The sequence below is a fragment of the Xanthobacter cornucopiae genome, assembly GCF_043195065.2.
Lineage (GTDB): Bacteria > Pseudomonadota > Alphaproteobacteria > Rhizobiales > Xanthobacteraceae > Xanthobacter.
Genome location: NZ_CM195531.1, coordinates 2,772,118 through 2,795,498, shown reverse-complemented (window position 1 = coordinate 2,795,498; position 23,381 = coordinate 2,772,118). Strand labels below are relative to the sequence as shown.

The window sequence follows — 23,381 nt, the reverse complement described above, 5'->3', positions numbered from 1 at the left end:
ACATGGATGCGGGTGGGCGCGCGCGGAGGCCTGGGAACAGGCGGCCATGACCGCGTTCCGCCCCGGCGCGGACCCGCCACGGGCCGGCCGGGAGCCGGGCGATGGCCTCGGGTGTTCCGCTTATCCCAAAGGCCCGTGAGTCCTGATTCATGGGCCTTTGGTCCCGCCCGCGCGGCGCTTGAGCGGACCCGTTTGGCACCGCTCGAACCTTGGCACCGCTCGAAGCTTGGCACCACTCGAAGACCGGGGCCGATGGTATTAAGCGGTCTTGGCGGCGGAGATGAACTTCGCTTCGCGCAGCAGGACTTCAATCTGCGCTTTCAACTCGCCCTTTTTCTTGTCCGTGAACAGCAGCCGGGCCCAGAGCGGCGCGGCGCCATACAGCTCAACCACGTGCTCCTGGAAACGGACCTCGATCTCGATGGGCGAGGCGGCGATCTCAAGGATGGTGTCGTCCGCGCCAGCCCAGCCGTATTCGAGAGCGGTCTTGTTCAGTTCGGCCTGTTTCTCGATATATTTCTCCACCGCCTTGCGCCTCTGGGCGGTGAGAGGCTTCTCAATCTGGAACTCGAAGATCTTCTCTTTTTTCATCGTCACACCGGAACCACGCAGGGGGCGAATGCGGGAGACAGTATTGTCGCCTTGCGCGGCCGGGCGCCAGGGGGCAGTTCCGGGATTTTGCGCTTGCCGCGCTGGGCGTCCTGCTCCGCCGCCGGGCGGTTGCGCTCCGGGTCCCACAACAAAAGCAACTGGGTCCAATCGAAGGTGAGCAGGCCGGCCCAGGTCATGCCGAGCTTCTCCAGCGCCGTGGTCAGCAGCTTCAGGCCGTAGCGGCGCCCGACCCCGCGGATCCAGTCCCACGCCTTGGCCCGCAGGGCGCTTACCGTGAGGCTCTTGCCGGTCAGCAGCACCAGGGCCGCGACCGCGCCGGCGACGCCGACGAGGATGGCCACGCCGTCCTGTTCCGCCATGCCCAGCGCGATGGTGAACATGGCGGCCGCGTGCGGCAGGGCGAAGCCGAGGATCGGGAAGGCGATGGTGAGGGCGAGGAGGAACACCACCACGCCCAGCATGCGCTCGGCGATGGGGTGGCTGGCCCAGAGCCAGCGCCGCTTGGTGGTCTTCTCCAGCCGCTCGAGCACCGGCAGGATGGTGTGGATGGCCACCGCCAGCGACCGGCGGGGCACCGAGCGTTCGCGGATGACCTTGGGCAGCTCGATCTCGCGCCGCCCGGCGATCATGTGGCTGGCAATGACGCCGGCGGGCAGGCCGGTCAGGGCGTTGGCATCGGGAACCGGCAGGATCGACGGGATCGAGAACAGCAGCAGCGGCGGGGCCAGACCGTTGTCGCTCATGGAGGCGACGATGTGCTCGACCGTGAATTCCTTGGTGGAGGGGTTCTTGGTCAGAATCTGCCGCAGGACCTGAGAGGTCCGCATCCGCGCGGTGCTGGTGGCGCCGCCGGCGACATGTCCGTGGTTCTGACGCGGCCTCGAATTTGGGGATCTGGGCACCGATCGCGACCTCTTCCGGGGTTCGTTCGTCTCGGGTTCCCAGGCTCGGGTTGCCGCGCCACGGGGGCGGGTTGCCTGGGACCGATCAGAAGCAGTCGCGTCTGCACTAGTCAATTTATGTCTCGCTTTTGTCACAGCGGCCCGGGCCTTGAAAAAAATTGCCGCGCTGCACGCGTTCCCACTACCGAAAAGCGAAAGGCTCGAATATATTTAAGCCGGCTATCAATAAATACACGCACTGATCTTGTGTATTACATCATTGATTGACTTGCTGCGGTTTGACGTTCTGCGGCAGGACGAATTCCGCATTGATGGGTGGTGGTAATATGTGGCCGCTTCCCTCTCACTCTCAGGTCCGGCGCCGATGGCGAGGGAGGTCTCGAATGAAGCTGTCATCATATTGACATCTCTGGGGTGGCGCCCATTATAGGCTTAATTCCATAAACTTTATATACATTAAAACCCCCGGCGTCACCTGTCAAATGAAAGATCGCTCGGCGGCGCGGCGGGATGCGGCGCCCGCCACTCCTGAAATTCACACCTGCGGACTGTTGTCAGTCCGGATCATCACGCGTCTCTCACAATCCAAAAGGTTGAAATGGAAATGAAAACACAGGTTGAGCCTGGAGAACCCTCGGTCGGCCCCCAAGTGACGTTTGCGGGCAGAGGCGGTGATTTGAAGCACAATTGCCTGTCCTATACGGAGGTTCTCGCTCAGTCGGTGTCCGTCATCGCGCCTTCAACCGTACCGGCCGCCATCGTCGGCCTGATCTTCGCCGCCGCCGGCAACGGAACCTGGCTCAGCTTCCTGTTCGGCATGGTCGGCATGGTGCTGGTGAGCCTGAACATCAACCAGTTCGCGCGCCGCTCGGCGTCTCCGGGGTCGCTCTACAGCTACATCGTGAAGGGCCTCGGCCCCACCGCCGGCGTGCTCGGCGGCTGGGCGCTCCTGTTCGGCTACACCATGACCGGCATGTCGACCCTGTGCGGCTTCGCCATCTTCGTGAACGTGATCCTGGCGCCGCTCGGCATCCAGGTGCCGATCCTGCTGTCGTTCGCCATCGGCGCGGTGGGCGCCTGCTACGTGGCGTTCCGCGACATCCAGCTTTCCGCCAAGATGATGCTGCTCATCGAGGGCACGGTGATGGCCGCCATCTTGGTGCTGGGCGTGCTCATCTGGTGGGACAAGGGCTTCGCCCTCGACAGCGCGCAATTCACCTTGGAGGGCGCGACGCCGAACGGGGTGCTGATGGGCGTGCTGCTGGTGGTGTTCGCCTTCTCCGGCTTCGAGAGCTCCACGTCCCTCGGCCACGAGGCGAAGGATCCGCTGCGGGCCATTCCCCGCTCGGTCATCCAGAGCGTGGTGATCTCCGGCCTGGTCTTTATCTTCATGGCCTATGTGGTGGTCCTGGGCTTCCAGGGCACCGGGCTGAATCTCGCCAACAGCGAGGCCCCGCTCGATGCGCTGGCCAAGGCCAATGGCTGGGGGCCGCTCAGCATGGTGATCAACTTCGGCATCCTGCTGAGCTTCTTCGCCTGCACGCTCGCCTGCGTGAATTCCACCGCTCGCATCGTGTTTTCCATGGCCCGCAATGGTCTGGTCTCCGAAGTGTTCGGTGAAGCGCACGAAACCAACAAGACGCCCTATACTGCGGTCTGCATCGCCGCCCTCATCACCTTCCTTCTGCCGACGGGGCTTTATCTGTCCGGCGGTTCGGCGTTCGATGGCCAGGGTTACTTCGGAACCCTGTGCAGCTTCGGGTTCCTGCTGACTTATGTGCTCATCTCCATCGCCGCGCCGCGGTACCTGCGCAGCATCGGCCAGTTGACCCCGGGCGCGGTGGCGATCTCGGCGCTGTCCATCGCCTTCATGGCGCTGCCGGTCCTTGGCACCATCGGCATTCCCGGCAGCGAGCTGTTCCCGCCACCGGGCTTCCCGGACAATGTACTGTTCCTGCTGTTCGTGGCCTACATGGCCATCGGCCTCGGCTGGATGACCCTGCAGCGGGTGCGGCGTCCCCATCTGCTGCTCAATCTGCGGAGCGCCATCGATGACCTGGACCTGCATCTGGCCAAGGCCACCACGCAGGCGGCGAAGCGCCCGCTGAAGTGACCGGCGGGCACAGCCGGGCGGCGGGCGGTGTTCAACTGTCCCGCTTCCGCTGTTCAACTTGAAAAGCCCGTGAATGACATCGGACTTAGCCCCAATAGCTCCGCCCGGTGTCGATGATGAGGGGGTGAGTTCGACTAAATGTGCTTGGCTGCGGGCAGATTTTTGCTTTAATGTGCCAAGGCGCGCGATGACTTGGCGGCGACGCGGTGGTTGTCGTCGGCGCCGGTGGCCCGGGCAGGGTTCCGCCGCCGGCCTTCGTGATGACGACAGTGTCGCTCCGCACCTGAAACGGTTTCCTGAGACAACAAGGTTAGGCCAATGAGCACCAAGACCAGTGAAGTTCTCGACACGGATCCCCTCTCCGCTCTCGGGGAGGCTCTCGAAACGGCAGCGGACACCCTCGGGGACGCTGCGTCCAGCGCCCGCGCTTCCGCCAAGGTGGCGGCGAAGAAGGTGCAGAGCGGTGTTGGTTCCGCAGTCTATAATCTGGCCTACGGCGTGTCCTATGGCGTCGTCTTCGGCGCCGTGTTCCTGACCGAGCTGCTGCCCGAGGACAGCACCCTGCGCCGTGGTTTCGAGGAAGGCGCGGAGGCCGGCCGCGATGCCGCCGTCGCCACGCCGAAGGCGGAGGTCGCCGAGGAGGCGCCGGCGCGTAAGCCGCGCAAGAAGGTGACCGCGGAAGTGGCCGCCGAGCCGGAGGCCGAGGCCGAAGGGGTGGAGCCAGTGGCGGATAAGCCGGCGAAGAAGCCGTCCGCCCGCGCGCGCGCCACCCGTGAGGCGGCCCCCGCCACCCGACGCGCCACCCGCACCCGCGCGCCCAAGACCGAGACGCCGGCGCCCGCCGCTCCGGAAGGCGAGGCGGAAGGCGAGGGCGAGAACAGCTGAGTCGCACAGGCGCGCGCCGGGCGCGGAGGCGGCGGTTCCCTGAGCCGTGGCTCCGCGCCTGCTTTCCGACGTGAGTTTGCGTTCCGAACCGGCAACTCCCCGCCGCGTCCAGCCCCGCTTTGCAAGTGACTTTTACGGCCCGTGCCGGTTCGTCTCCCCAGGCGGACGGGCGCGGGCCGCACTGTTTCCAGCCTTGCCTTGTGTTCGACCTTGTCGTGTCCGTCGCGGCACTTCGCGTGGCATCGGTGATGGGTGGGCGGCGGTGGTCCACGCGCCGCGCGGAAGTGGACCGGAGGCTGACGCCCCTGGAGCATGGGTGGGAGCGATCCCTCAGGTTCGAAGCCCACGGGCGCGGGCTCAGGGGCGGGGGCTCATATCATCGGCCTCATACCATCGGCCCCGGTCTTCGACCGGTGCCAAGTGGGTCCACTCAAGCGCCGCGCGGGCTTGACCAAAGGCCCATGAGTCACGCTCATGGGCCTTTGGTATCAGTCTTCCACCGGTGCCAGGTGGGTTCGCTCAAGCGCCGCGCGGGCGTTACAAAAGCCCAGGAGTCGAGCTCACGGGCCTCTGATTTCAGGCCCTGGCGCGCCACGCAGCGGTCTGCTTCGGCCGATATGGACGGTGCGTCCCCCTCGCAGGGGACTACGACTGAGATTCAGTGGGCCGTCACGCGGAGGCGGCGGGCGCCTTGCTCCATATGCAGCTCAAGGTCAGCCGACGCCGGACGCCCTGCTTCCCGGTGCTGTACCGCGATCGCGACGGCATTGAGCGCACGGTCCGCCGGGTCCGTCCTGTCGCCACCCGAGGCGGCCCTGTCGCTGTCACCGCGGGGCGACGGCCGGCATCGTTCCAGCCGTCCGCTATCCGCTCTCAGGCCGCTGCCGAGGGGCGTGCCGCCGCTCGGTGCTTCCGGGATTCCCCCATGCGGGTTCTGGCTGCGTGCGGGCCGCGCCAAGGGCCAGGGGCGAACGCGGGCCATGGGCCGAAGCCGCGGGGGCTATGAACGGCCCGAGCGCGGGTTGCCTGGGCCGCGAGCGCTCAGGCGCAGTGGCGGGCCAGGGGACGGGGCCAAGGGGACGGGGCCAAGGGGACGGGGCCAAGGGGACGGGGCCAAGGGGACGGGGGCCAAGGGGAGGGACAGGCCAAGGGGGACAGGCCAAGGGGGGGGGGCGGGCGGATGCGGCGCGATCCCGCTCGGTGGGGCGGAGCCCCCGCGCTACGCCGTCGCGCACGCCGCCGTAGCGGCGTGCCGCCATCGCGGCGTCACCGGGTGGAGAGCGGGAGGGGCGGCGGCGGGGTGCTGGCGCCGGGGCCGAGGGAGCGTTGCACCATCACGCTGTCGGCCCAGCGGCCATAGCGATAGGCGACCGCGGGCAGATAGCCCACGCGCACGAAGCTGAAGCGCTCGTGCAGGGCCAGGGAGGCGGTGTTGTCGGCGTCGATATAGCCCATCATCTGCCGGAATCCGGCGGCCGCGCAGGCATCGATCAGCCCACCCATGAGCCGCCGCCCGACGCCCCGGCCCAGGTGATCGTGGTGGACATAGATGGAGTGCTTGACGGTGTAGCGATAGGCCGGGCGCTTGCGGAACAGCACCACATAGGCATAGCCCACCACCTCCCCGTGCAGCGTCGCCACCAGATGGGGGAAGCGGCGGCTTTTCAGGTTCTTGCGCCGCTCACGCAGGTCGTCGGGCTGGGGTGTGTCGCCGTCGTCCACGCCCTCCTCGACGCCGCGGCGGATATGCCGGCGATAGATCGCCAGCATGGCCTCCACATCCTGATCCCGCGACGGGCGAACGACGATGGCTTGCTCCTGATCCATGGGGGAACCCGTTACTCCCTGTCCTATTCCGCGACCACATAGGTATGAAGCCGCACGCGGCCGGAGGCGTCGATCTCGCGATAGACGCCCTGAATCTCCACGTCAAAGCCGGGGAAGGCGTTGAACGCGGCCTCGAACATCCTGAGATAGTCGATCATGGGCTGGGCCCGCTCGGTCAGGCGTTCACCGGGCACGATGGTGGCGATGCCGGGCGGATAGACCACGAACGGCGTGGTCGCGATGCGGCCGGAGATGGCGTCGATGGGCAGGTAGTCCACATCGTTGCGCACCAGGCACCGTGCGGCGTCGTGGGGCGAGAGGGCGATGTCCGGCAGGTGCGCGGCGGAAAACTGCATGGTCTGGAGCGCGCTGGCGTTGGCGGCGCGGTAGGCGCGGTGCATGTCGGAGCACAGGTCGCGCAGCCGCACCCCGGCATAGCGGGCGGGCCGGCGGCGATGGAAGGCCGGAATGGCCTCCTCCAGCAGGGCGTTGTCGTCGTGCAGCTTCTTGAAGGCGACGAGGCCGGAGATGAGGGTTCCCGCCTTGGAGGCCTCGACGCCGGGGGTGAGCAGGAACAGCAGCGAATTGAGGTCGTTCTTCTCCGCGACGATGCGGTTTTCGCGCAGATACTGCGCCACCACCGGCGCGGGAACGCCGTGCTCGCAATAGCTGCCGGTGGCGCGGTCGAAGCCGGGCGTGAGCAGGGTCAGCTTGTTGGGGTCGGTCATGGCGAAGCCCGGCTCCATGCCGGGAAAGCCGTGCCAGGCGGCGCCGGGGGCGAGCTGCCAGAAGGCTGGATTGGTGGCGAGCTGGTCGGTGGTCACGCTCTCCCACGGCACGTCGTGCACCGCGCCGGGACGGGCCGCGTCAGGAATGGCCACCCGGTCCGGGACGAACGGCTCGAAGAACCAGCGCCGCTCCGGGCGCTGCTCCTTCTCCTCGAACTCGCGGCGCACGGCGCGGATCTTCTTCCGCAGCTCGATTCCCAGGCGGATGGTGTCGTCCCACAGCACCTCGCCCGAGCGCCCCTTCATCATCTGCGCGCCCACGTCGAGGGACGCGAACAGGGGATAGAAGGGCGAGGTGGAGGCGTGCTGCATGAAGCTCTCGTTGAAGCGCCGGTGCTCCACCCGCCGCTTCTGGCCGGTGATGTGCCGGTCCTTCATGTGGATCTGCGAGGCCTGGGAGAAGCTCGCGAGCTGCTTGTGGGTGGACTGGGTGGCGATGATGCCCGGCGCCTCCGGCCCGAGGTCGCTCAGGCCCATGGCATAGCGCCCGGCATAGAGCGGATGGAACTTCATGAAGCCGGCCCAGGCCTCGTCGAACAGGATGTAGTCGGCGAGATGGCCGATCTTGTTCAGGATCATCTCGGCATTGTGGATGGTGCCGTCATAGGTGCATTGCTCCACCACGGCGACGCGGAACGGGCGCGGCTTGCGCCAGGCCTCGGGGTCCTTCACCAGCGGATGGGCGCGGATGCGCGCGCGCAGGGCGTCCTCGTCGAGGGCGGCGAAATCCATGGGGCCGATGAGCCCGTAGGCGTTGCGCGTGGTCGGCACATAGACCGGAATGCCGCCGGAGATCATCAGCGCGCCGTGGTGGGCGGCCTTGTGGTTGTTGCGGTCGAACAGGACCAGGTCGCCGTCGGTCACGAGGGCGGACAGCGCCACCTTGTTGGAGGTGGAGGTGCCGTTCAGCACGAAATAGGTCTTTTCGGCGCCGAAGATCCGGGCCGCCTCCTTCTGCGCCGCCAGCGCCGGCCCCTCATGGGTCAGCAGGTCGCCGAGATCGAGCACGGAATTGTCGAGGTCATCGCGAAACACCGCCTCGCCCAGATGCTCCATGAACACCCGGCCGATGGGGCTGCGGCTGTAGAACACGCCGCCATTGTGCCCGGGGCAGGTCCACAGCTGGTTGCCCTGCTCGGCGTAATCCACCAGCGCGCCGAAGAAGGGGGTCTTCAGCGTCTCCGCATATTGCTTGAGCCGGCTGATGAGGTTCTTGGCGATGAAGGCGGGCGTTTCCTCGGACAGGAAGACATAGCCGTCGATGAAGTCCAGCACTTCCACCGGCACGTCCTCGAAGCGCTTGCGGCGGATCAGCAGGATGATGGGGAAGTCGAGGCCGCGCCGGCGCATGAGGTTGATGAGGGCGGCGGTCTTGCCTTCCAGGCCCTTCTTGCCCCAGTCCACCATCATGCAGCCGATGGCGGCGTCGGTCTGCACGGCGATTTCCGCGTCTTCCAGGTTGCGCGCGCGCACCACCTCGAACCCGGAGCGCTCGATCTCCGCGACGATCTGGTTATAGCGGGCGCCTTCCAGGTCCTCGGCGTCGAAGGCCGGCGTCGCGAAGAGGAAGGTGAAGCGTCTGAAATAATCCATCTGGGCACCCGCTGTGATCCGGGGCGAGGTGTGGCGTCGTCCCGTGACAGGACGACGACAGAAGCATGACGCCGCCGCGGCGGAGCCTCAGTCCGGGAGCGACGCGCGCCTGGCTTTCCCGTGGCGCTTGAGGAGGCGCTCGCGCTTCAGCCGGGACAGCCGCTGAATCCAGAACAGGCCGTCGAGCTGGTCGATCTCGTGTTGCAGGCAGGCTGCCAGCAGGCCGTCGGCCTCCGCCGCGTGCTCGGCGCCGTCCGTGTCCTGGAAGCGCACGCGCACCCGATCCGGGCGCTCGACCTGTTCGGCGACGCCGGGCAGGGACAGGCTGCCTTCCTGGTGCCGGGCCATGGTGTCGGAGGTCCAGGTGAGCTCGGGATTCACATAGGTCCGGACCCCGTCGGCGGGCGCGAGCTCGATCACCACCACCCGTGCCGGGATGCCGATGTGCGGCGCCGTGATCCCGAGGCCCTGCGCAGCGCGCAGGGTGTCCAGCAGGTCGCCGGCGAGGGCCTTGAGCGCGCCGTCGAAGACGGTGACGGGCGCGGCGACCGCGCGCAGGCGCGGGTCGGGAAACATCACGATCTGTCGAACCGTCATCTCCGGCCGCCCTGCGTGGCCGCGCCCCTGCTCGTCATTCAGCGTGCTCCGTTCGATGCGCCCGTCGGTGCTTGGGGCACCGGCAGGAAGAGCACGAGCGCCGGGCCGCTTCAAGCGGCCGGGGGCGGGCCCCGCCGCGACCCGTTGACCGCGCCCGAGGGCGGTTTGCGCGGGCGCGCCTCATGGTGCGTCTTTCGGGCCGCTGGCGGGCTCCGGCGGCGGTGCCGTGAGTTCCCTCATCAGGCGTTCCAGCCAGTCCGCGAAGGCCTGGATGCGGTGGGAGAGGTGCCGGCGGTGCGGGTACAGGAGCGCCATCGACAGCGGCGCCGCCCGGTGTCCCGCCATCACTTCCACCAGCTCCCCGGCTTCAAGATGGCGGCGCACGTCGTAGGCGGGAATCTGGATGAGGCCGAGGCCCGCGAGGCAGCAGGCGATATAGGCCTCCGCGCTGTTGACCGTCACCCGTCCGCGCATGGGCAGGGTGCGCACCGCGCCGGCCTCGATCCACTCCCAGGGCTCGATCCGCCCGGTGGACGGTGAGGCGTAGCGCACCGCCCAATGCGCGGCCAGGTCGGCGGGGGTGGCGGGCGTGCCATGTCGGGCGATGTAGCCGGGGCTCGCCACGTTGACGAGCGGCAGCTTGCCGATGGGGCGTGCGATCAGCCCCGGATCGCTGGAGGCGTGCACGCGCAGGGCGCAGTCTACCGCATCCTCCACCAGGTTCACCGCCCGATCGGTGACCCCGAGCTCGATGTCGATTCCGGGGAAGCGGTCGAGAAAGTCCGGCAGCGCGGGGGCGATGATCAGCCGGCCGATCCGGCCGGGAACATCCACCCGGATCTTGCCGGAAGGCCCGGCATCGCTCTGGCGGAACAGGTTCTCGGTCTCCTCCACGTCGGCGATGACCCGCAGGCAGCGGTCATAGAAGGCCGCTCCGTCCCGGGTCGGGGCAACCTTGCGGGTGGTGCGGTGCAAAAGGCGGGTCCCCACCCGTCCCTCCAGCTCGATCACCGCCGCAGACACCGACGAGCGCGGCAGGCCCAGGGCATCCGCCGCGCGGGTGAAGCTCGCCGCCTCGACAACGCGCGCGAAGATGCGGAAGAGGTCGATGCGATCCAACGGGGCGCCGATTGTTCGTGAAGCCTGACAGATGATGCCAGACTGGCTTTCTTTATCGCAAAATGCCAGCCGCTACATTCAGCCGCGATACCGGCGGCACCGTGATCGCGCCGCCGCAAGGGGGCTCGTTCCATGACCGACCATTCCATGACCGACCATTCCATCACCGGCAAGACCGTCATCATCGCCGGGGGCGCCAAGAACCTCGGCGGCCTGATCGCCCGCGACCTCGCCGCCCATGGCGCCAAGGCCATCGCCATCCACTACAACAGCGCCGCCACACGCGCGGACGCCGAGGCCACGGTAGCCGCGGTTCAGGCCGCCGGCGCCCGGGCCGCCGCCTTCCAGGCCGATCTCACCACCGCCGGCGCGGTGGAGGCGCTGTTCGCCGCCGCGGTCGCCGCGTTCGGTCGCCCGGACATCGCCATCAACACCGTGGGCAAGGTGTTGAAGAAGCCGATCCTCGACACCTCGGAAGCCGAGTATGACGAGATGAGCGCGGTGAATGCCAAGTCGGCGTTCTTCTTCCTCAAGGAGGCGGGGCGGCATGTGAACGACGATGGCCGGATCTGCACCCTCGTCACCTCCCTGCTCGGCGCCTTCACGCCCTTCTATGCGAGCTATGCCGGGACCAAGGCTCCGGTCGAGCACTTCACCCGCGCCGCCGCCAAGGAATTCGGCGCGCGCGGCATTTCGGTGACGGCGATCGGCCCGGGGCCGATGGACACGCCCTTCTTCTACGGCCAGGAGACGCCGGAGGCGCAGGCCTACCACAAGACCGCGGCGGCGCTGTCGACACGCTCGCGGACCGGTCTCACGGATATCGAGGACATCGTTCCCTACATCCGCTTCCTGGTTTCGGACGGCTGGTGGATGACCGGCCAGACCATCCTGGTCAACGGCGGCTACACCACCAAGTAGGGCGTCCGAGGGCGCCGCATTCGCGGCCATGCCGGTGCGGGGCGCGGTGCCCGGCATGGGACATGGGCCGTGCGATGACGCCCGCCGGGTGTGGCGTCCCTCCGGGCGGCCCTTCCTGTCATCATCCGAACAACAAATGTGTGCGCTCACTCGCCGACGGTGGCAGGTATCGATTTCAGGCGAATTGAGGAACGGCGCGGCCTCGCGTAACATGAAAAGGTATGTGCTCGCGTTGGGTGCGGATTGGACGGTCGATGGGTGTCAAGAGTAGTTCAGTTCGCCTGATTGTTGCATTTGTTGTATTTTTAGCAGCTATTGCAGTGTATTGGGCTTATCTTGAGCGTTCATTCTATATTTTGCGAAGAGACGCGCTGGCCGATGGCAGCCTGAGGGCCTCGCAAATCAGCGAGGCCGCGCGCCAGCAACTCGCTGCGACATTTCGCGGGGCAGATTATATATTGCGACAGATTCGGCGCGATTATGAGCGCGCGCCGCATGAACTGGACACCACCGCATCGCAAACCTTCGCGGCCTTGCCGCCCTCGGCGGACGCGCGGGTCGCCATATACGATGCCGACGGCGGTCTCGTGGCCAGCAACGGCAGAAGCGCGGCCCCGGAGAACGTGGCGGACACGCCCTATTTCAAGGCGCAGAAGGCGCGGGCAGGGGAGGATGTCCTGCTTCTGGGCGAGGCCGAGCGCGGCGTCGACGACGGGCGCTGGTGGGTGCCCATGGTCCGTCCCCTGGCGGCGGATGGTTCCGGCTTCGGCGGCGTCATGGTGCTGCGGCTTGCGCCGGCGTTCCTCTCGGACGAACTGGCCCTGGTGGTCCTGGGCGGGCACGACACCGTCGGCGCGGTGCACGTTCCCAACGGCACCTATCTGGCCCGCAGCAGCGACATTTCCACCTTGATGGGGCGGGCCGTGGACGCCTCCCGTCCCTACCTGGATGCTGATGCGCGCCCGACCGGAGTGTTCACGGCGCAGGCGACCCATGAGCCGATCGAGCGCATCTATGGTTGGGCCCGGCTTCAGGGCTTTCCGGTGGTGGTCTTCGTCGGCCTCTCCACCGCCGATCTTCTCGATCCCCTGAACCAGACGATCGCGGCCCATCGCTGGACCAACCTGATCGGCACCGGCGTTCTGCTCTGCCTGGGCCTTGGACTGGCGCAGTTCGCCCTGCGCGATGTCCGCCAGCGGGCCAGGCTGGTTCAGCAGGAGGCGCTCTACCATGCGCTGTTCGAGCAGAACCACTCGGTCAAGCTCATCACCGATCCCGCCAACGGCCACATCCTGGCCGCCAACGCCGCCGCCGCCGCCTTCTACGGCTACAGCCAGCAGGCGTTGGCCGGCATGAACATCGCCCAGATCAACTGCCTGCCGCGCGAGGAGATCCGGCGCCGCATGGAGGAGGCGAAGGAAGGGGAGCGCCCGTCCTTCATCTTCCCGCATCGACTGGCATCCGGGGACATCCGGATGGTGGAGGTCTTCTCCGGTCCGGTGAAGCTCCAAGACGGCATCGCGCTCTACTCCATCATCCACGACGTCACCGACCGGTTCGAGCTGGAGCGCGGGCTGCGGGAAAGCGAGACGCGCTACCGCAGCATCTTCGAGGTGGTGCCGGCCGGCCTCCTGCTGGTCAACGAGAGCGGCGCCATCGTCGAATGCAATTCGCGGGCGGCGGAGATCCTGCGGACCGATCCGCAAAACGTGGCGGAGCGCACCCGCAGCGTGTTCGACGCCAACGGCCAGGAGGTTCCGTTCGCCGAGCGCCCATCGGTGCGCTGCCTGACCGAGGATCTCGACGAGGAGCTGTTTTTTCTGCGCGACGCATCCGGCCGGAGGGCCTGCCTCAGCGTCAACACCCGCCGCTTCCTGCAGGAGCATGGCACGGGCCCGACCGGAGCCGTGGTCGCCTTTTCCGACATCACGCGCGCGGTGCAGCTGGAGGAGGAGGTCCTCATCAGCGAGCGCGTGTTCGAGGCGGCGGCGGAAGGCATCATGGTGACCGACCGCAAGTGGGAGGTCATCCGCGTCAATCCCGCCTTCCAGGAACTCACCGGCTATCGCGCCGACGAAGTGGTGGGCAAGAGGCCCCGGATGCTGGCATCGGGGCACAACGCCCTCGGCTTCTGCCGCCCGATCCTCAAGAGCCTCGCCGTCCAGAACCGCTGGGAAGGCGACATGACGAGCCGGCGCCAGGATGGACGCCTGTTCGTGGAGCGCGCGGTCATCAGCGCGATCATGCAGTCGGACGGCAGGATTTCCGGGTACGTGGCATTGCTGTCGGACATCACCGCGCGCAAGCGGCAGGAGGAGGAAAACTGGCAGCGGGCCAATTTCGACCCCCTGACGGGCCTGCCGAACCGCACGCTGCTGTCCGACCGGATCGAGCAGGCGCTGGCGCAGCACCGGCGCACCGACGGCCTGCTCGGTCTCCTGTTCATCGACCTCGATCGCTTCAAGCCCATCAACGACAAGTGGGGGCATGCCGCCGGCGACCAGTTGCTGGGGATGGTGGCGCAGCGCATCGCCGGCGCGGTGCGGGCGGGAGACACGGTCGCCCGCGTCGGCGGCGACGAATTCGTGGTGTTCTTGCCGGCGCTGGAGACCGAGGCTGACGCCATGACCGTCGCCCAGAAGATCCACGACCGGATAAGCGCGCCTTTCCGCCTCGCCGAGGGGCTGGCTTCGATCTCGGCGTGCGTGGGCGTGGCGGTGGGCCGCGCCAGCTCCGCCAGCACGGAAAGCCTGATCCGGCGCGCCGACGCGGCCATGTATCGGGGCAAGACCAGCGGACGCTCCTGCGTCGTGGCCATCGGGGAGATGGGCGAGGTGGAAGCCTGAGCGGCGCCCCGCGCCCCGCGTCCGGGTGCTTCCGGCGCGCTCAGCCCGGCGCGAGAAGCGCGTGCGGCAAGGCCGGCATCGCGGCGCCGCGCCGGGCGCGGACTTCGGCGCTTCGTGTTCCCTAGAGACGGCGGCGCAAGTCTGACAGGTTTTCACGGATGCGCGCGACCGCCCCTCGTGTCGGCTCGGTTTCGCCGAAGCGGCGCCCCTTGGGGCTGCGAAGGAAGACCTCCGCCGCTTCGCTCGCGTTCCTCAGGTCATAGCCGGTTTCCAGCCAGATCGCGTTGCCATGGGCATCGAGCCTGATCAAGGGGTTGCCCCTGGCGAAGAAGCTGTTCGACGCATAGGTGCGCAGCCGGACGATCCGCTCATCGTCAAACTGAACATGCTGCATCGCCAGCAAATGGTCCTCGCCATAGCGGATGTCCAGGACGATCGACCCGGTGTCGGTCTCGGCATCATAGCCGATCGAAGGAACATCGACGCCGTCGATGATAGCGAACCACCATGCATTGTTGTATTCGACGAAAAAACGCAATGACATGCGATCCTCGTCTGAAAGTGTCGTCTGCAGGTATCCGTTGTCCGCGTCGAAGAGGTCCAGCCCGAAGCGCCGGTTCTGGTACATTTCGCGGAACCGGCGGAGCATATTTATTCTGAAGTCGGAAATGTCACGATAATCCATATCTGTGCTCCGCTCTTCCTGTCCGTCATCGGCCAGGGGTGCGCATTAGGTGGCAAGTCTTCGGCTTGATCTCAGGCGTGGGCCTCGGCGGGGAGACGTCCTTCCCGGAAGGTGTCGCGGCCTGCTGTCTTCGCGGCGTAGAGCGCGACGTCTGCTTCCTTGAAGAGCGCCGATGGCGTCAGCTCCGCCCCGCTCATGGTCGCGCCGCCGATGCTCGCGCTCACGCTCCTGCGCGTGGGATGGGGCAGCGCGGCCTTTCTCACCCGGGCCAGCAGCGCTTCCGCGACGGCGCGTGCGCCGTCGCGATCGGTGTCGGGCAGGATCAGGGCGAATTCCTCGCCGCCGATCCGCGCCACCGTGTCGAGCGGGCCGCGCGGCCGGGCCGCGAGCAGCTTGCCGATCCGGGCGAGCACCTCGTCGCCCATCTGGTGCCCGCCGCTGTCGTTGAGCTGCTTGAAGTGGTCGAGGTCGAGGATGAGCAGCGAAACCGGCTGCCCGGTCCGGCGGGAGCGGCGGATGGCCAGGCCAAGGGCATCGTCGAAGCTGCGCCGGTTCGGCAGGCCGGTGAGGCTGTCGGTTTCGGATTGCCGCCGCAATTCCTGGTTCGCCTGCCACTGGACGATTTCACTGGCCGCGATGGCGGCGAGATCGAGAAGGGGGCCGATGTCGAAGGCGTCCGGGTCGCCGGCCTCGCGCATCATCACGCACAGCGTGCCGAGCACCAGATCCGGCGCGGCGATGATGGGCGCCCCGGCATAGAAGCGGAAGGTGATGTGCGGCACCAGGGGATGGCCGAGAAACCTGGGGTCGCTCTTCAAGTCCCCGACGATCATCGGCTGGCCGCTCTCGATGACCGTATTGCACACGCTGTCGTTCCGCGGAACGTTGCGTCCCAGCGCGTCTGTGGAGAGGGAGATGAGCGACTGGAACTGATCGTCCACCAGGCCGATGAAGGCCACGTCCGCCGCGTAGATGCGGGCCGCCAGACGCGTGATGCGATCAAAGCGCGCGTCCGACATGGCGTCCATGATACCGCAGGCTTGCAAGATCTTCAGGCGCTCGGCTTCGTTTCTCGGAGCGGTGGGCAGTCGCCACATTTTGGTGCTCAGCCCTTCGCGCGCATTGGAACAGGTTCCGGGCCCGGGGCTCCGCCGCGCGTCGCCAGGTGTTCACACGCCCCTGGCGCCGTCCGCGATCGCGCCGGCATGCGTTTCGCGTGGCCTGGGGCCGTGTTCGTCATGTCCGGTCCTTCATCTGACCCCGGCGCATCGCCGATCCGATCCATGAATAACATGCCCGCCGCCTCGAAGGTACGCCGGAGCCACACGGCGGCGGGCGCGGCCGCGGCCCCGCCCGGGCCTTCGCGGGGGGGGCCGTTTGGCGGCGCCCCGCGCGGCGGTGTCAGCTTCGCGCGCGCGGCCATTGGCATGCTTATCACCGTGCTCTTGTGTCAAGCTGGCTGAATAGCGTCAGCGTAGGAAGTCGTTCCTCGTAATATCAATCTGCTTTACGCCACATTTTCCCTCTACCGGGGCGTGTGAAGTCGCCGATCCTGTCCGATGCGCATTCTCCTCGTCGAAGACAACGTTCGCCTGAATGACCTGACGGCCACGGCCCTGCGCGCGTCGGGGTTCGCGGTGGACTGTGTGCACCGCGCCGGAGATGCGGAGGCGGCCGTTCGCGTCTCCACCTACGATGCCGTCATCCTGGACCTGGGCCTGCCGGACCAGGACGGCATGGAGCTCCTGGAGGGCATCCGGAGGCACAGGGTGGCCACGCCGGTGCTGCTGGTCACCGCGCGCGACGATGCCGCCTCGGTGGTGGCGGGGCTCAACGGCGGCGCCGACGACTATCTGCGCAAGCCCTTCAATATGGAAGAGCTCGTGGCCCGCATCCGTGCCTTGCTGCGGCGTCCGGGCATTCCCGCGGCCACGGCCCTGCGGGATGGCAATATCGAGCTGGATACGGTGACCCGGCAGGTGCGGGTCGCCGATGCGCCGCTTGCGTTGAGCCGGAAGGAAATGAGCGCCCTGGAGCTCCTCATGCGGCGTTCCGGCGTGGTGGTCGCCAAATCCACGATGGAGGAGGCGCTCTACGGATTTGGCGAGGAGGTCAGCACCAACGCCATCGAGGTCCTCATCCATCGCCTCCGGAAAAAGCTGTCGGGCGCGGGCGCCGGCGTGGAGATTCACACCCTGCGCGGCATCGGCTACCTGCTGGCGGAGCGCCAGCCGTGAGGCGGCTGGTCCGGGGGCTGTTCGGCCGCCTCATGCTTGGCATGATCGTCGTCAGCGTCTTCGCCGTGTGCACGACGGCGGCGTTTCTCTACATCCGGTTCGACGCGGTCAACACCCGCTTTCGCGAAGGCACGCTGCACAGCTTCGCGGTCAGCATCGCGAAGGATGTCGACGTCGGCGTGGTGCCGTCGGTCCATATCCGTCCGTCCACGGTGCGCAGGATCGCGCAGGAGGGGGGGCATTTCGTGGTTCTGGGCGCGTCCGGGGCCCTGTTGGCCAGCTCGTCCGACGTGGATGAGGCGTTCGTGCCGCTGGAGGACGTGGAGGAGCGCTATTTCGAGCTGCCCAAGGGCAATTCGCCGGAGGCGCTCTACGGCATCTCCCTGCGCCTTCCCGGACCGCCGGCGGCCTATGTGCAGGTGGCGTTCCCGAGCAGCGATCTGATCTTCGATTCGGTTCTGGAAGAGTTTCTCCAGGACATCGCCTGGCTGTGGATTCCGTTCATGCTGCTGATGCTCGCGACCAACCTGCTGGTCGCCCGCATCGCCCTCAGGCCCCTGGCCCAGACGGTGAAGGAGGCCGAGGCGATCCATCCCGGAGGCGTCTCCGTCACGTTGAGCGAGCGGGGGTTGCCGGACGACGTGCTGGCGCTGGTGCGCGCGGTCAATCAGGCCCTCGGTCGCCTGCGGGAAGGCTACCGGGCGCAGGAGGAGTTCTCCGGCGACATGGCGCACGAGCTGCGCACGCCGCTGGCGGTGATGACGGCGCAGCTCGCCGCCGTGGACGCGCCCTACGCGCGGGTGCTGGAGCGGGAGCTGGGCGCCATGGCGCGCCTGGTGGAGCAGCTGCTGGACCGGGCGCGCCTGGGCCGCTTCCGCCTCGAGCCGGGCGATGTGGTGGACCTGCGGGACGTGGCGCGCGAGGCGTCCGCGCTCATGGCTCCACGGATCATCGCCCGGCGGCGGCGCATCGAGGTGATTGCCGGGCCGGCGCCGGTGGTGGTGGCGGGAGGCCGAGACGACCTCTTCCGGGCCGTGCGGAATCTCATTGAGAACGCGCTCGAGCACTCGCCCGGCAACGGCATGATCCGGGTGGAGGTCACGGCGGCGCCGGCCATTCGCGTTGGCGACCAGGGCGCCGGCTTTTCTCCGGCGTTGCTCGATGCGGAATCGCGGCGCCGCGGCCCGGTGCGCAGCGATCGCCGCGAGGGGGTGGGGCTCGGCCTCGCCATCGTCGAGCGCACCATGCAGGCCCATGGCGGCCGCCTGGAGCTGCGCAACGCGCCATCGGGCGGCGCCGAGGCGGTGATGGTCTTCCCCCCGCCGGCGGACGCCGAGGCGTGAGGCGCGGCGACCTCACGGCGCGGGCCGCACCGCGATCGCCACCAGCCCCCGGATGCCGAGGGGCAGGAGCACTTCGCGCACGGTGACCGTCTCGGGCGGAAAGCCGCCGCGCCGGAGCAACTGGCCCAGTTCGTCCGCATCGAACGTGGCGTGGGTGTCCGGCCCCGCGAACGGCCAGTGCCGCATGGTCGCCCGGTCGGTGACATAGAGCGCGAGCCGCCCGCCCGGGCGCAGCACCCGCGCGATCTCGCGGATCGCGCGGCCTTCCGCGTCGAAGAAATAGGCGACGTTCACCGCGAGCACGCCGTCGAAGCTCCGGTTGGCCCAGGGCAGCCGGCGAGCATCCCCCTGGGCCAGCCGCATCTGGCCGCGGGCGATCGCGGCCCGGTTTCGCCGCCCCGCGAGCCGCAGCATGGCGGGCGACCCGTCGATGCCGCAGACGCGTCCGTCCGGCAGCAGCCGGGCCAGGGCGGCGAGCCCCGCCCCGGGTCCGAAGCCGATCTCCAGCACATGGTGGCGCCGGGAGGGGTGCAGCCCCTCGATGGCGAGGCGGTAGGGGGCGCCATTCACCATTGCCATGAGGCGGCCGAGCACGGTGCCCCCGCGCCCCCGCGGATCGGCGAGCTGGCGCCCGAGCCAGTGCCAGAGGCGCAGTTCCGGGCGTGGTCGTCCGGCCGGCGTCACGGCTTGGCCTTCATCTGCGCGAGCTTCTCGTTGATCACGAGGCGCCGGTTTTCGTCCCACAGCGGCCGGTCGGCGCGGACGGGGATGGCGAGGGCATGGCCGAAGGCCTCCCGCGCCTTGGCGTATTCGCCCTGGGCCAGCAGGAAGTCGCCGTAGAAATACCAGGCGTCGAGGCCGTCGGGGGCGGCGGTGGTCGCCTGCTCCAGCAGGTGGCGGGCCTTGGCCTTGTCGCCGAACGCCACGGGGAAGCTGGGCACGCGGTAGTAAAGCACGCCGAGGCTGGTGGGCGCGCCGGCGTCCAGCGCCGTGGCGTTCATCTTATAGGCTTTCTCCAGCGTGTCCCGGGCCCGGGTCGCCAGCGACAGGGCGGAGAGGGGATTGACCATGGAGGCCCGCTCGCTGGTGATGATGCCGTCCCAGATCAGCGCCTCGACGCGGTCGGGATGCTTGGAGGCCAGCGTGTCGGCCTCGGTGCCCAGGGCGTTCATCTGCTCGGTCTGCCGGTCACCCTCGGGAACGGTGAACTTGATGGTCTCCCATTTGATCTGAATCTGCTTCACCTGCGTGGTGACGGGGTCGTCCCCCGCGTGGGCCGCCGGGGCGCCCAGGGCGAGGCTGGCGATGAGGAGCGCGCGAAGGCGCGCGCGGGAGAGGGCACGCACGGGTCTGGTCCTTTCCGGTTGCGGGAAATCAGGCGTCGGCGCGCGCGGCGGCGCGACCCAAGGCCCGGTCTATCAGGCGGGGGGCGAGGCGTTGGATGAGGACGAAGACGCGCTCCGGCCCAGGGGGATAGGCGGCGTCGCGCCCGGCTTCGACCGCCTGCCAGATCCGCGCGGCGACGCGTTCGGGCGGGTCGAGGCGCATGCCGGTGGCGGCGATCAGGTCGCGGAAGGCACCGGCCGCGTCGGTCCGCGTGGCCCGTGGCGCCACATAGGTGACACCGATGCCGAGGGGCTTCCACTCGCGGCGCAGCGCGCTCGAAAAGCCCCTGAGCGCGAACTTGGAGGCGGAATAGGCGGCGAATCCCGGATAGGCGATGTCGCCGAAGACCGAGCCCACATTCACCACCCGCGCGGGGCGCGCGGCGGCCAGCAGCGGCGCCAGGTCCCGCGTCAGCGCCATGGGCGCCAGCACATTGGTGCGGAACACCTCGTCCAGCACCCGGTCGTCCATGTCCTCCACGCGCCCGCCCTCGATTACGCCGGCGTTGTTGACCAGGACGTCGAGCGCCCCCCACGCTTCGCTGAGGCCCGCCACCACCCGCGCGCGGTCCGCCGCGCGGGTCAGGTCCGCGTCGATGACGAGCGGGTGGGCGCTGCTCGGCAGCTCCGCCGCGGTGGCGTCGAGGGCGGCGCGCCGCCGGCCGCACAGGGCCACCCTCATGCCGCGCCGGCCGGCCTCGACGGCCAGGGCGCGGCCGATGCCGGACCCGCCGCCGGTGACCAGAACACGTTTCGCCTCACGCGGCATGGCTCAGCTCCCCGCGCGCGCCAAGCTCCCGGAAGATGTCGCCGTAGAGGCGATAGAACATCTTCGCATGGTCGATGACGGTGTCCTGCGCCAGAGGATCGTGGAGGTCGTTCACCAGGGTGCGGAAGAAGGCCACATGCTCCAGGTCGAGGCTGCCGTGGGAGACGAGGTAGGAGAAGCCCTCGCCTTCGCTGCCGCCGAACTGGCGGCGCAGCACGTTCGCCAGCCGGTCGGCGAGCAGCACCGACATGCCCTCCAGCACATGAACGCTGCCGAGCATGGCATAGGGACTGGTGTGCTCGATGGCGTGGTAGGCGAACGCGACCATCACCCGGCAGGCTGGCCCCGGGCGCCCGTCGCGCACCGCCTCGGCGTTTCCGCCCAGGGCGCGGATGTCGGCGAGGATCCAGCTCTCATGGCCGCGCTCCTCCTCCATGTATTCCAGCAGCGCGCCCTGGTAGCGCGCGTCGGTGGTGCGGGAGGCGGCGAGCGCCAGCAGCGGGAAGGTGTGCTTCACATGGTGATAGGCCTCGGCCAGGAAGGCGAGGTAAAGGCTCCTGGGCCCTCCCGAGGCGAGGGCCTCGCGGATCAGGGGGATGGACAGGAAGCGGTCCCGCTCAGGCGCGGTTTCCCGCACGAGACGATCATAAAAGGTCATGGCTTGGCCGGCTCCATCTGGTCGGGCGAAGGGAAGGGAACAGGGACGGGCGCGGCCCGTGCGATGAGCGTGGCGGCGACCGCCCGGCGAATCCGGCCGTTGTCCGTGAAGAGGCCGCAGGCCCCGGCCGTGGCCAGGTCGACGACGACCACATGCTGCGGCCGCGCATGGGGCGGGAGGTTGGCGCAGAGGCTGGCGATGCGGTGGGCGCGGGCCTGCGGGTCCGCGTCGCGGAACCCGGCGAGCGCGGCCGGCGCCGGCACGACGAGGGCGACGAGCCAGCCCTGGTCCGCGCCGACGGCGCAGGCGGTGATGCCGGGGTCGTCGAGGATTGCCGTCTCCACCCATTCCGGGCTGACGTTGCGCCCCAGCGCAGTGACGATGAGATTGTCCTTGCGACCTGAAACGAACAGCCGCCCCGCGGCGTCGAACCCGCCGAGGTCTCCGGTCGGCCAGGGCCGCGCGGCGCCGGGCCGTCCCGCATAGCCGTCGGTCACCGAGGGGCCGTCCACCAGGATCTCGCCGTCGCGGATGGATACCGAGAGGCCGGGCAGCGGCAGGCCCACCGTTCCGGCCGCCCGCGCGCCAGGGCGGTTGAGCGCCACCACCGAGCCGCATTCGGAGAGGCCGTACCCCTCGTGCACTGGAATGCCCGCCCGCCAGGCGGCGGCGGCAAGGCGCGGGGGAACCGGGGCGCCGCCGGCCGCCACGAAGCGCAGGCTCTGCGGGGCCCGCCGCCCGCCACCGCTCAGTTCGCCCAGCCAGACCCGCAGCAGCTCGGGCACGACCACGCTGACGGTCGGCTGGTGGGTGTCGAAGGCGGCGGCGATGCCCGCCGCCGCGCCCCGTCCGACCGCCTCCGCCAGACCCGTCGCGAAGTGGGCGTGGCCGCCGACGAGCGCCGGGACGAAGACGGCGCAGATGCTTTCCAGCAGCAGCGACAAGGGCAGGACCGAGAGATAGGAATCCGTGGGGCCGGCGCCGATGGCGGCGGCGAGCGCGGCGGCCGACCAGCCCACCTGCCCGCTGTCGTGGCGCACGCCCTTGGGGGTCCCGGTGCTGCCGGAGGTGTAGATCAGCGTGCCGTAGCCGTCCTGGAACGCGGGCGCCGGGCCGCTGGCCCCGGTCACTGCCACCGGATGGCGCGCCAGTCCCTGCGGGGCCGCGCCATGGCCCCCGGGGGGGACGAGCACCAGCTCGATGCCCGCATCGCGGACGATGTGGGCAATCTGCGCCGGGCTGAAGAAGGCGGGCAGCGGAACGGCGATGCGCCCCGATGCGACGCAGGCGATCTGCGCCACCGCCCACGCCCGCCCGTTGGGCAGGAGCAGGCCGATCACGCGCGCGGCCGCTGGCAGGGCGGCGACGAGGCGCGCGGCGTCGCCCATCAGGCCGGCGCGGGTGAGCGTGCCGTCGGCATCGCTGAAGACGCGGCGGTCCGGCGCGCGGCGGGCGAGGTCCGCCACCTTTTCAAAGAAGGTGCGCATGGGGCATCGCCGGCGCGCCGGAGGAAAGAGCCTTGGTGCGGGCGTTCAGCAGATCGACGCCGCATACGCCGTAAACCTTCGGCTCGGTCTCGTAATAGCGCCCCCAGGACGCGGCGTCGCGCACCCGGCGCGGGTCGGCATCGCCGAGCGGAATGGGGCCGAGGCCCCGGCGCCGCACCAGCAGGCTGAGACGCCGGGTGAGGGTGAAGAAGCACCAGGACAGGCCCTGGCGCGCGCCGAAGCCGATGATGTCGTCGATGAAGGCCGGCAGGTCGCGGGGGGAGCGGCTCGCGAGCGTCGTTACCTCGTACACGTCGTCGCGCCGCAGGCTGCGGCCGCTGGCACGGGCGAGCGCGGCTTCCACCGGCTGGTCGAGGTAGCGCTCGGAGAAGAAGCCATCCGCCGGCAGCCGCAGGCCGGCGGCGCACACGATCTCGTCCCGCGCCCCCCTGCGGCACAGCAGCCGGCTGGCGAGGCGGCCCACGCGCGCGCCATGCTCGCGGGCATAAACCGCCCGGACGAACGCCTCGACCTCGGCGCGGTCCGCATCGGCCGGCTCAACGATATATGCAGATCCCATGTCCGCTCGTCCTGGTGGTGAAAGGAGCGAGGGG

Annotated in this window: 20 protein-coding genes; 6 read left to right on the top strand and 14 right to left on the bottom strand. The window is 68.8% G+C overall.

Translation table 11 applies throughout. The features are described from left to right. Positions 1-258: 258 nt before the first annotated feature. Positions 259-591, bottom strand: coding sequence for a hypothetical protein (locus tag V5F53_RS12295; protein ID WP_393997726.1), 333 nt, complete (start codon positions 589-591; stop codon positions 259-261). Between the two features lie 2 nt (positions 592-593). Further along, on the bottom strand, positions 594-1,439 hold the full coding sequence (locus V5F53_RS12290; RefSeq protein WP_393997725.1) for an exopolysaccharide biosynthesis protein: 846 nt from the start codon (positions 1,437-1,439) through the stop codon (positions 594-596). 751 nt (positions 1,440-2,190) lie between these two features. Between V5F53_RS12290 and V5F53_RS12285 the strand changes: the two genes are divergently transcribed. Continuing rightward, the gene (locus V5F53_RS12285) at positions 2,191-3,627 is read left to right on the top strand and encodes an APC family permease (RefSeq protein ID WP_393997724.1); all 1,437 of its coding nucleotides are present in this window, start codon (positions 2,191-2,193) and stop codon (positions 3,625-3,627) included. 318 nt (positions 3,628-3,945) lie between these two features. Then, positions 3,946-4,512 carry a hypothetical protein gene (locus tag V5F53_RS12280; protein ID WP_393997723.1) on the top strand — a complete coding sequence of 189 codons (567 nt, stop codon included), beginning with the start codon at positions 3,946-3,948 and terminating at the stop codon, positions 4,510-4,512. Between the two features lie 1,266 nt (positions 4,513-5,778). On the opposite strand, the gene V5F53_RS12275 is transcribed toward V5F53_RS12280, so the two are convergent. The 4 genes from V5F53_RS12275 to V5F53_RS12260 all read right to left on the bottom strand — a co-directional run bounded on the left by V5F53_RS12275 (position 5,779) and on the right by V5F53_RS12260 (position 10,436). Further along, the gene (locus tag V5F53_RS12275; RefSeq protein ID WP_393997722.1) at positions 5,779-6,339 is read right to left on the bottom strand and encodes a GNAT family N-acetyltransferase; all 561 of its coding nucleotides are present in this window, start codon (positions 6,337-6,339) and stop codon (positions 5,779-5,781) included. 23 nt (positions 6,340-6,362) lie between these two features. Next, on the bottom strand, positions 6,363-8,720 hold the full coding sequence (locus V5F53_RS12270) for an Orn/Lys/Arg family decarboxylase (RefSeq protein ID WP_393997721.1): 2,358 nt from the start codon (positions 8,718-8,720) through the stop codon (positions 6,363-6,365). An 87-nt stretch (positions 8,721-8,807) separates the two neighbouring features. Next, entirely contained in the window at positions 8,808-9,317 is a 510-nt protein-coding gene (locus V5F53_RS12265; protein ID WP_393997720.1) for a peptide deformylase, read from the bottom strand. Positions 9,318-9,497: 180 nt separating this feature from the next. Beyond that, the gene (locus V5F53_RS12260; protein ID WP_393997719.1) at positions 9,498-10,436 is read right to left on the bottom strand and encodes a LysR family transcriptional regulator; all 939 of its coding nucleotides are present in this window, start codon (positions 10,434-10,436) and stop codon (positions 9,498-9,500) included. A 147-nt stretch (positions 10,437-10,583) separates the two neighbouring features. Here V5F53_RS12260 and V5F53_RS12255 point away from each other — a divergent pair, with 147 nt between their 5' ends. After that, positions 10,584-11,357, top strand: a complete 774-nt coding sequence (locus V5F53_RS12255) for an SDR family oxidoreductase (RefSeq protein ID WP_393997801.1) — start codon at positions 10,584-10,586, stop codon at positions 11,355-11,357. Positions 11,358-11,611: 254 nt separating this feature from the next. Then, the gene (locus V5F53_RS12250) at positions 11,612-14,203 is read left to right on the top strand and encodes a PAS domain S-box protein (RefSeq protein WP_509212320.1); all 2,592 of its coding nucleotides are present in this window, start codon (positions 11,612-11,614) and stop codon (positions 14,201-14,203) included. A gap of 121 nt (positions 14,204-14,324) precedes the next feature. Here V5F53_RS12250 and V5F53_RS12245 read toward each other — a convergent pair whose 3' ends face one another. Both V5F53_RS12245 and V5F53_RS12240 read right to left on the bottom strand, forming a co-directional pair. After that, positions 14,325-14,888 carry a hypothetical protein gene (locus V5F53_RS12245; protein WP_393997717.1) on the bottom strand — a complete coding sequence of 188 codons (564 nt, stop codon included), beginning with the start codon at positions 14,886-14,888 and terminating at the stop codon, positions 14,325-14,327. A 71-nt stretch (positions 14,889-14,959) separates the two neighbouring features. Next, positions 14,960-15,985, bottom strand: a complete 1,026-nt coding sequence (locus tag V5F53_RS12240) for a GGDEF domain-containing protein (RefSeq protein WP_393997716.1) — start codon at positions 15,983-15,985, stop codon at positions 14,960-14,962. 462 nt (positions 15,986-16,447) lie between these two features. On the opposite strand from V5F53_RS12240, the gene V5F53_RS12235 reads away from it, so the two are divergent. Further along, positions 16,448-17,125 carry a response regulator gene (locus V5F53_RS12235; RefSeq protein WP_393997715.1) on the top strand — a complete coding sequence of 226 codons (678 nt, stop codon included), beginning with the start codon at positions 16,448-16,450 and terminating at the stop codon, positions 17,123-17,125. Then, the gene (locus tag V5F53_RS12230) at positions 17,122-18,468 is read left to right on the top strand and encodes a sensor histidine kinase (RefSeq protein ID WP_393997714.1); all 1,347 of its coding nucleotides are present in this window, start codon (positions 17,122-17,124) and stop codon (positions 18,466-18,468) included. The genes V5F53_RS12235 and V5F53_RS12230 overlap by 4 nt, the downstream gene beginning before the upstream one ends. Positions 18,469-18,480: 12 nt before the next feature. On the opposite strand, the gene V5F53_RS12225 is transcribed toward V5F53_RS12230, so the two are convergent. Genes V5F53_RS12225 through V5F53_RS12200 form a run of 6 tightly spaced genes read right to left on the bottom strand, consistent with a single transcriptional unit; the run spans position 18,481 to position 23,347 of the window. Continuing rightward, the gene (locus V5F53_RS12225) at positions 18,481-19,152 is read right to left on the bottom strand and encodes a class I SAM-dependent methyltransferase (protein WP_393997713.1); all 672 of its coding nucleotides are present in this window, start codon (positions 19,150-19,152) and stop codon (positions 18,481-18,483) included. Next, complete coding sequence (locus tag V5F53_RS12220) at positions 19,149-19,814, bottom strand: tetratricopeptide repeat protein (RefSeq protein WP_393997712.1); 666 nt, start codon at positions 19,812-19,814, stop codon at positions 19,149-19,151. The genes V5F53_RS12225 and V5F53_RS12220 overlap by 4 nt, the downstream gene beginning before the upstream one ends. 28 nt (positions 19,815-19,842) lie before the next feature. Continuing rightward, positions 19,843-20,622, bottom strand: coding sequence for an SDR family NAD(P)-dependent oxidoreductase (locus V5F53_RS12215; RefSeq protein WP_393997711.1), 780 nt, complete (start codon positions 20,620-20,622; stop codon positions 19,843-19,845). Beyond that, positions 20,612-21,280, bottom strand: a complete 669-nt coding sequence (locus V5F53_RS12210) for an iron-containing redox enzyme family protein (protein ID WP_393997710.1) — start codon at positions 21,278-21,280, stop codon at positions 20,612-20,614. The genes V5F53_RS12215 and V5F53_RS12210 overlap by 11 nt, the downstream gene beginning before the upstream one ends. Further along, a complete protein-coding gene (locus V5F53_RS12205; RefSeq protein WP_393997709.1) occupies positions 21,277-22,767 on the bottom strand; it encodes an AMP-binding protein in 1,491 nt (496 codons plus the stop codon). The genes V5F53_RS12210 and V5F53_RS12205 overlap by 4 nt, the downstream gene beginning before the upstream one ends. Next, positions 22,751-23,347 carry a thermostable hemolysin gene (locus V5F53_RS12200; RefSeq protein ID WP_393997708.1) on the bottom strand — a complete coding sequence of 199 codons (597 nt, stop codon included), beginning with the start codon at positions 23,345-23,347 and terminating at the stop codon, positions 22,751-22,753. The genes V5F53_RS12205 and V5F53_RS12200 overlap by 17 nt, the downstream gene beginning before the upstream one ends. Between the last annotated feature and the right edge of the window lie 34 nt (positions 23,348-23,381).

Bases quoted from the DNA above. Each gene is read 5' to 3' on its own strand.
- V5F53_RS12295 (WP_393997726.1), bottom strand. From the start codon at position 591: ATGAAAAAAGAGAAGATCTTCGAGTTCCAGATTGAGAAGCCTCTCACC.
- V5F53_RS12290 (WP_393997725.1), bottom strand. From the start codon at position 1,439: ATGCGGACCTCTCAGGTCCTGCGGCAGATTCTGACCAAGAACCCCTCC.
- V5F53_RS12280 (WP_393997723.1), top strand. From the start codon at position 3,946: ATGAGCACCAAGACCAGTGAAGTTCTCGACACGGATCCCCTCTCCGCT.
- V5F53_RS12275 (WP_393997722.1), bottom strand. From the start codon at position 6,339: ATGGATCAGGAGCAAGCCATCGTCGTTCGCCCGTCGCGGGATCAGGAT.
- V5F53_RS12270 (WP_393997721.1), bottom strand. From the start codon at position 8,720: ATGGATTATTTCAGACGCTTCACCTTCCTCTTCGCGACGCCGGCCTTC.
- V5F53_RS12265 (WP_393997720.1), bottom strand. From the start codon at position 9,317: ATGACGGTTCGACAGATCGTGATGTTTCCCGACCCGCGCCTGCGCGCG.
- V5F53_RS12255 (WP_393997801.1), top strand. From the start codon at position 10,584: ATGACCGACCATTCCATCACCGGCAAGACCGTCATCATCGCCGGGGGC.
- V5F53_RS12250 (WP_509212320.1), top strand. From the start codon at position 11,612: ATGGGTGTCAAGAGTAGTTCAGTTCGCCTGATTGTTGCATTTGTTGTA.
- V5F53_RS12245 (WP_393997717.1), bottom strand. From the start codon at position 14,888: ATGGATTATCGTGACATTTCCGACTTCAGAATAAATATGCTCCGCCGG.
- V5F53_RS12240 (WP_393997716.1), bottom strand. From the start codon at position 15,985: ATGTGGCGACTGCCCACCGCTCCGAGAAACGAAGCCGAGCGCCTGAAG.
- V5F53_RS12235 (WP_393997715.1), top strand. From the start codon at position 16,448: ATGCGCATTCTCCTCGTCGAAGACAACGTTCGCCTGAATGACCTGACG.
- V5F53_RS12215 (WP_393997711.1), bottom strand. From the start codon at position 20,622: ATGCCGCGTGAGGCGAAACGTGTTCTGGTCACCGGCGGCGGGTCCGGC.
- V5F53_RS12210 (WP_393997710.1), bottom strand. From the start codon at position 21,280: ATGACCTTTTATGATCGTCTCGTGCGGGAAACCGCGCCTGAGCGGGAC.
- V5F53_RS12205 (WP_393997709.1), bottom strand. From the start codon at position 22,767: ATGCGCACCTTCTTTGAAAAGGTGGCGGACCTCGCCCGCCGCGCGCCG.
- V5F53_RS12200 (WP_393997708.1), bottom strand. From the start codon at position 23,347: ATGGGATCTGCATATATCGTTGAGCCGGCCGATGCGGACCGCGCCGAG.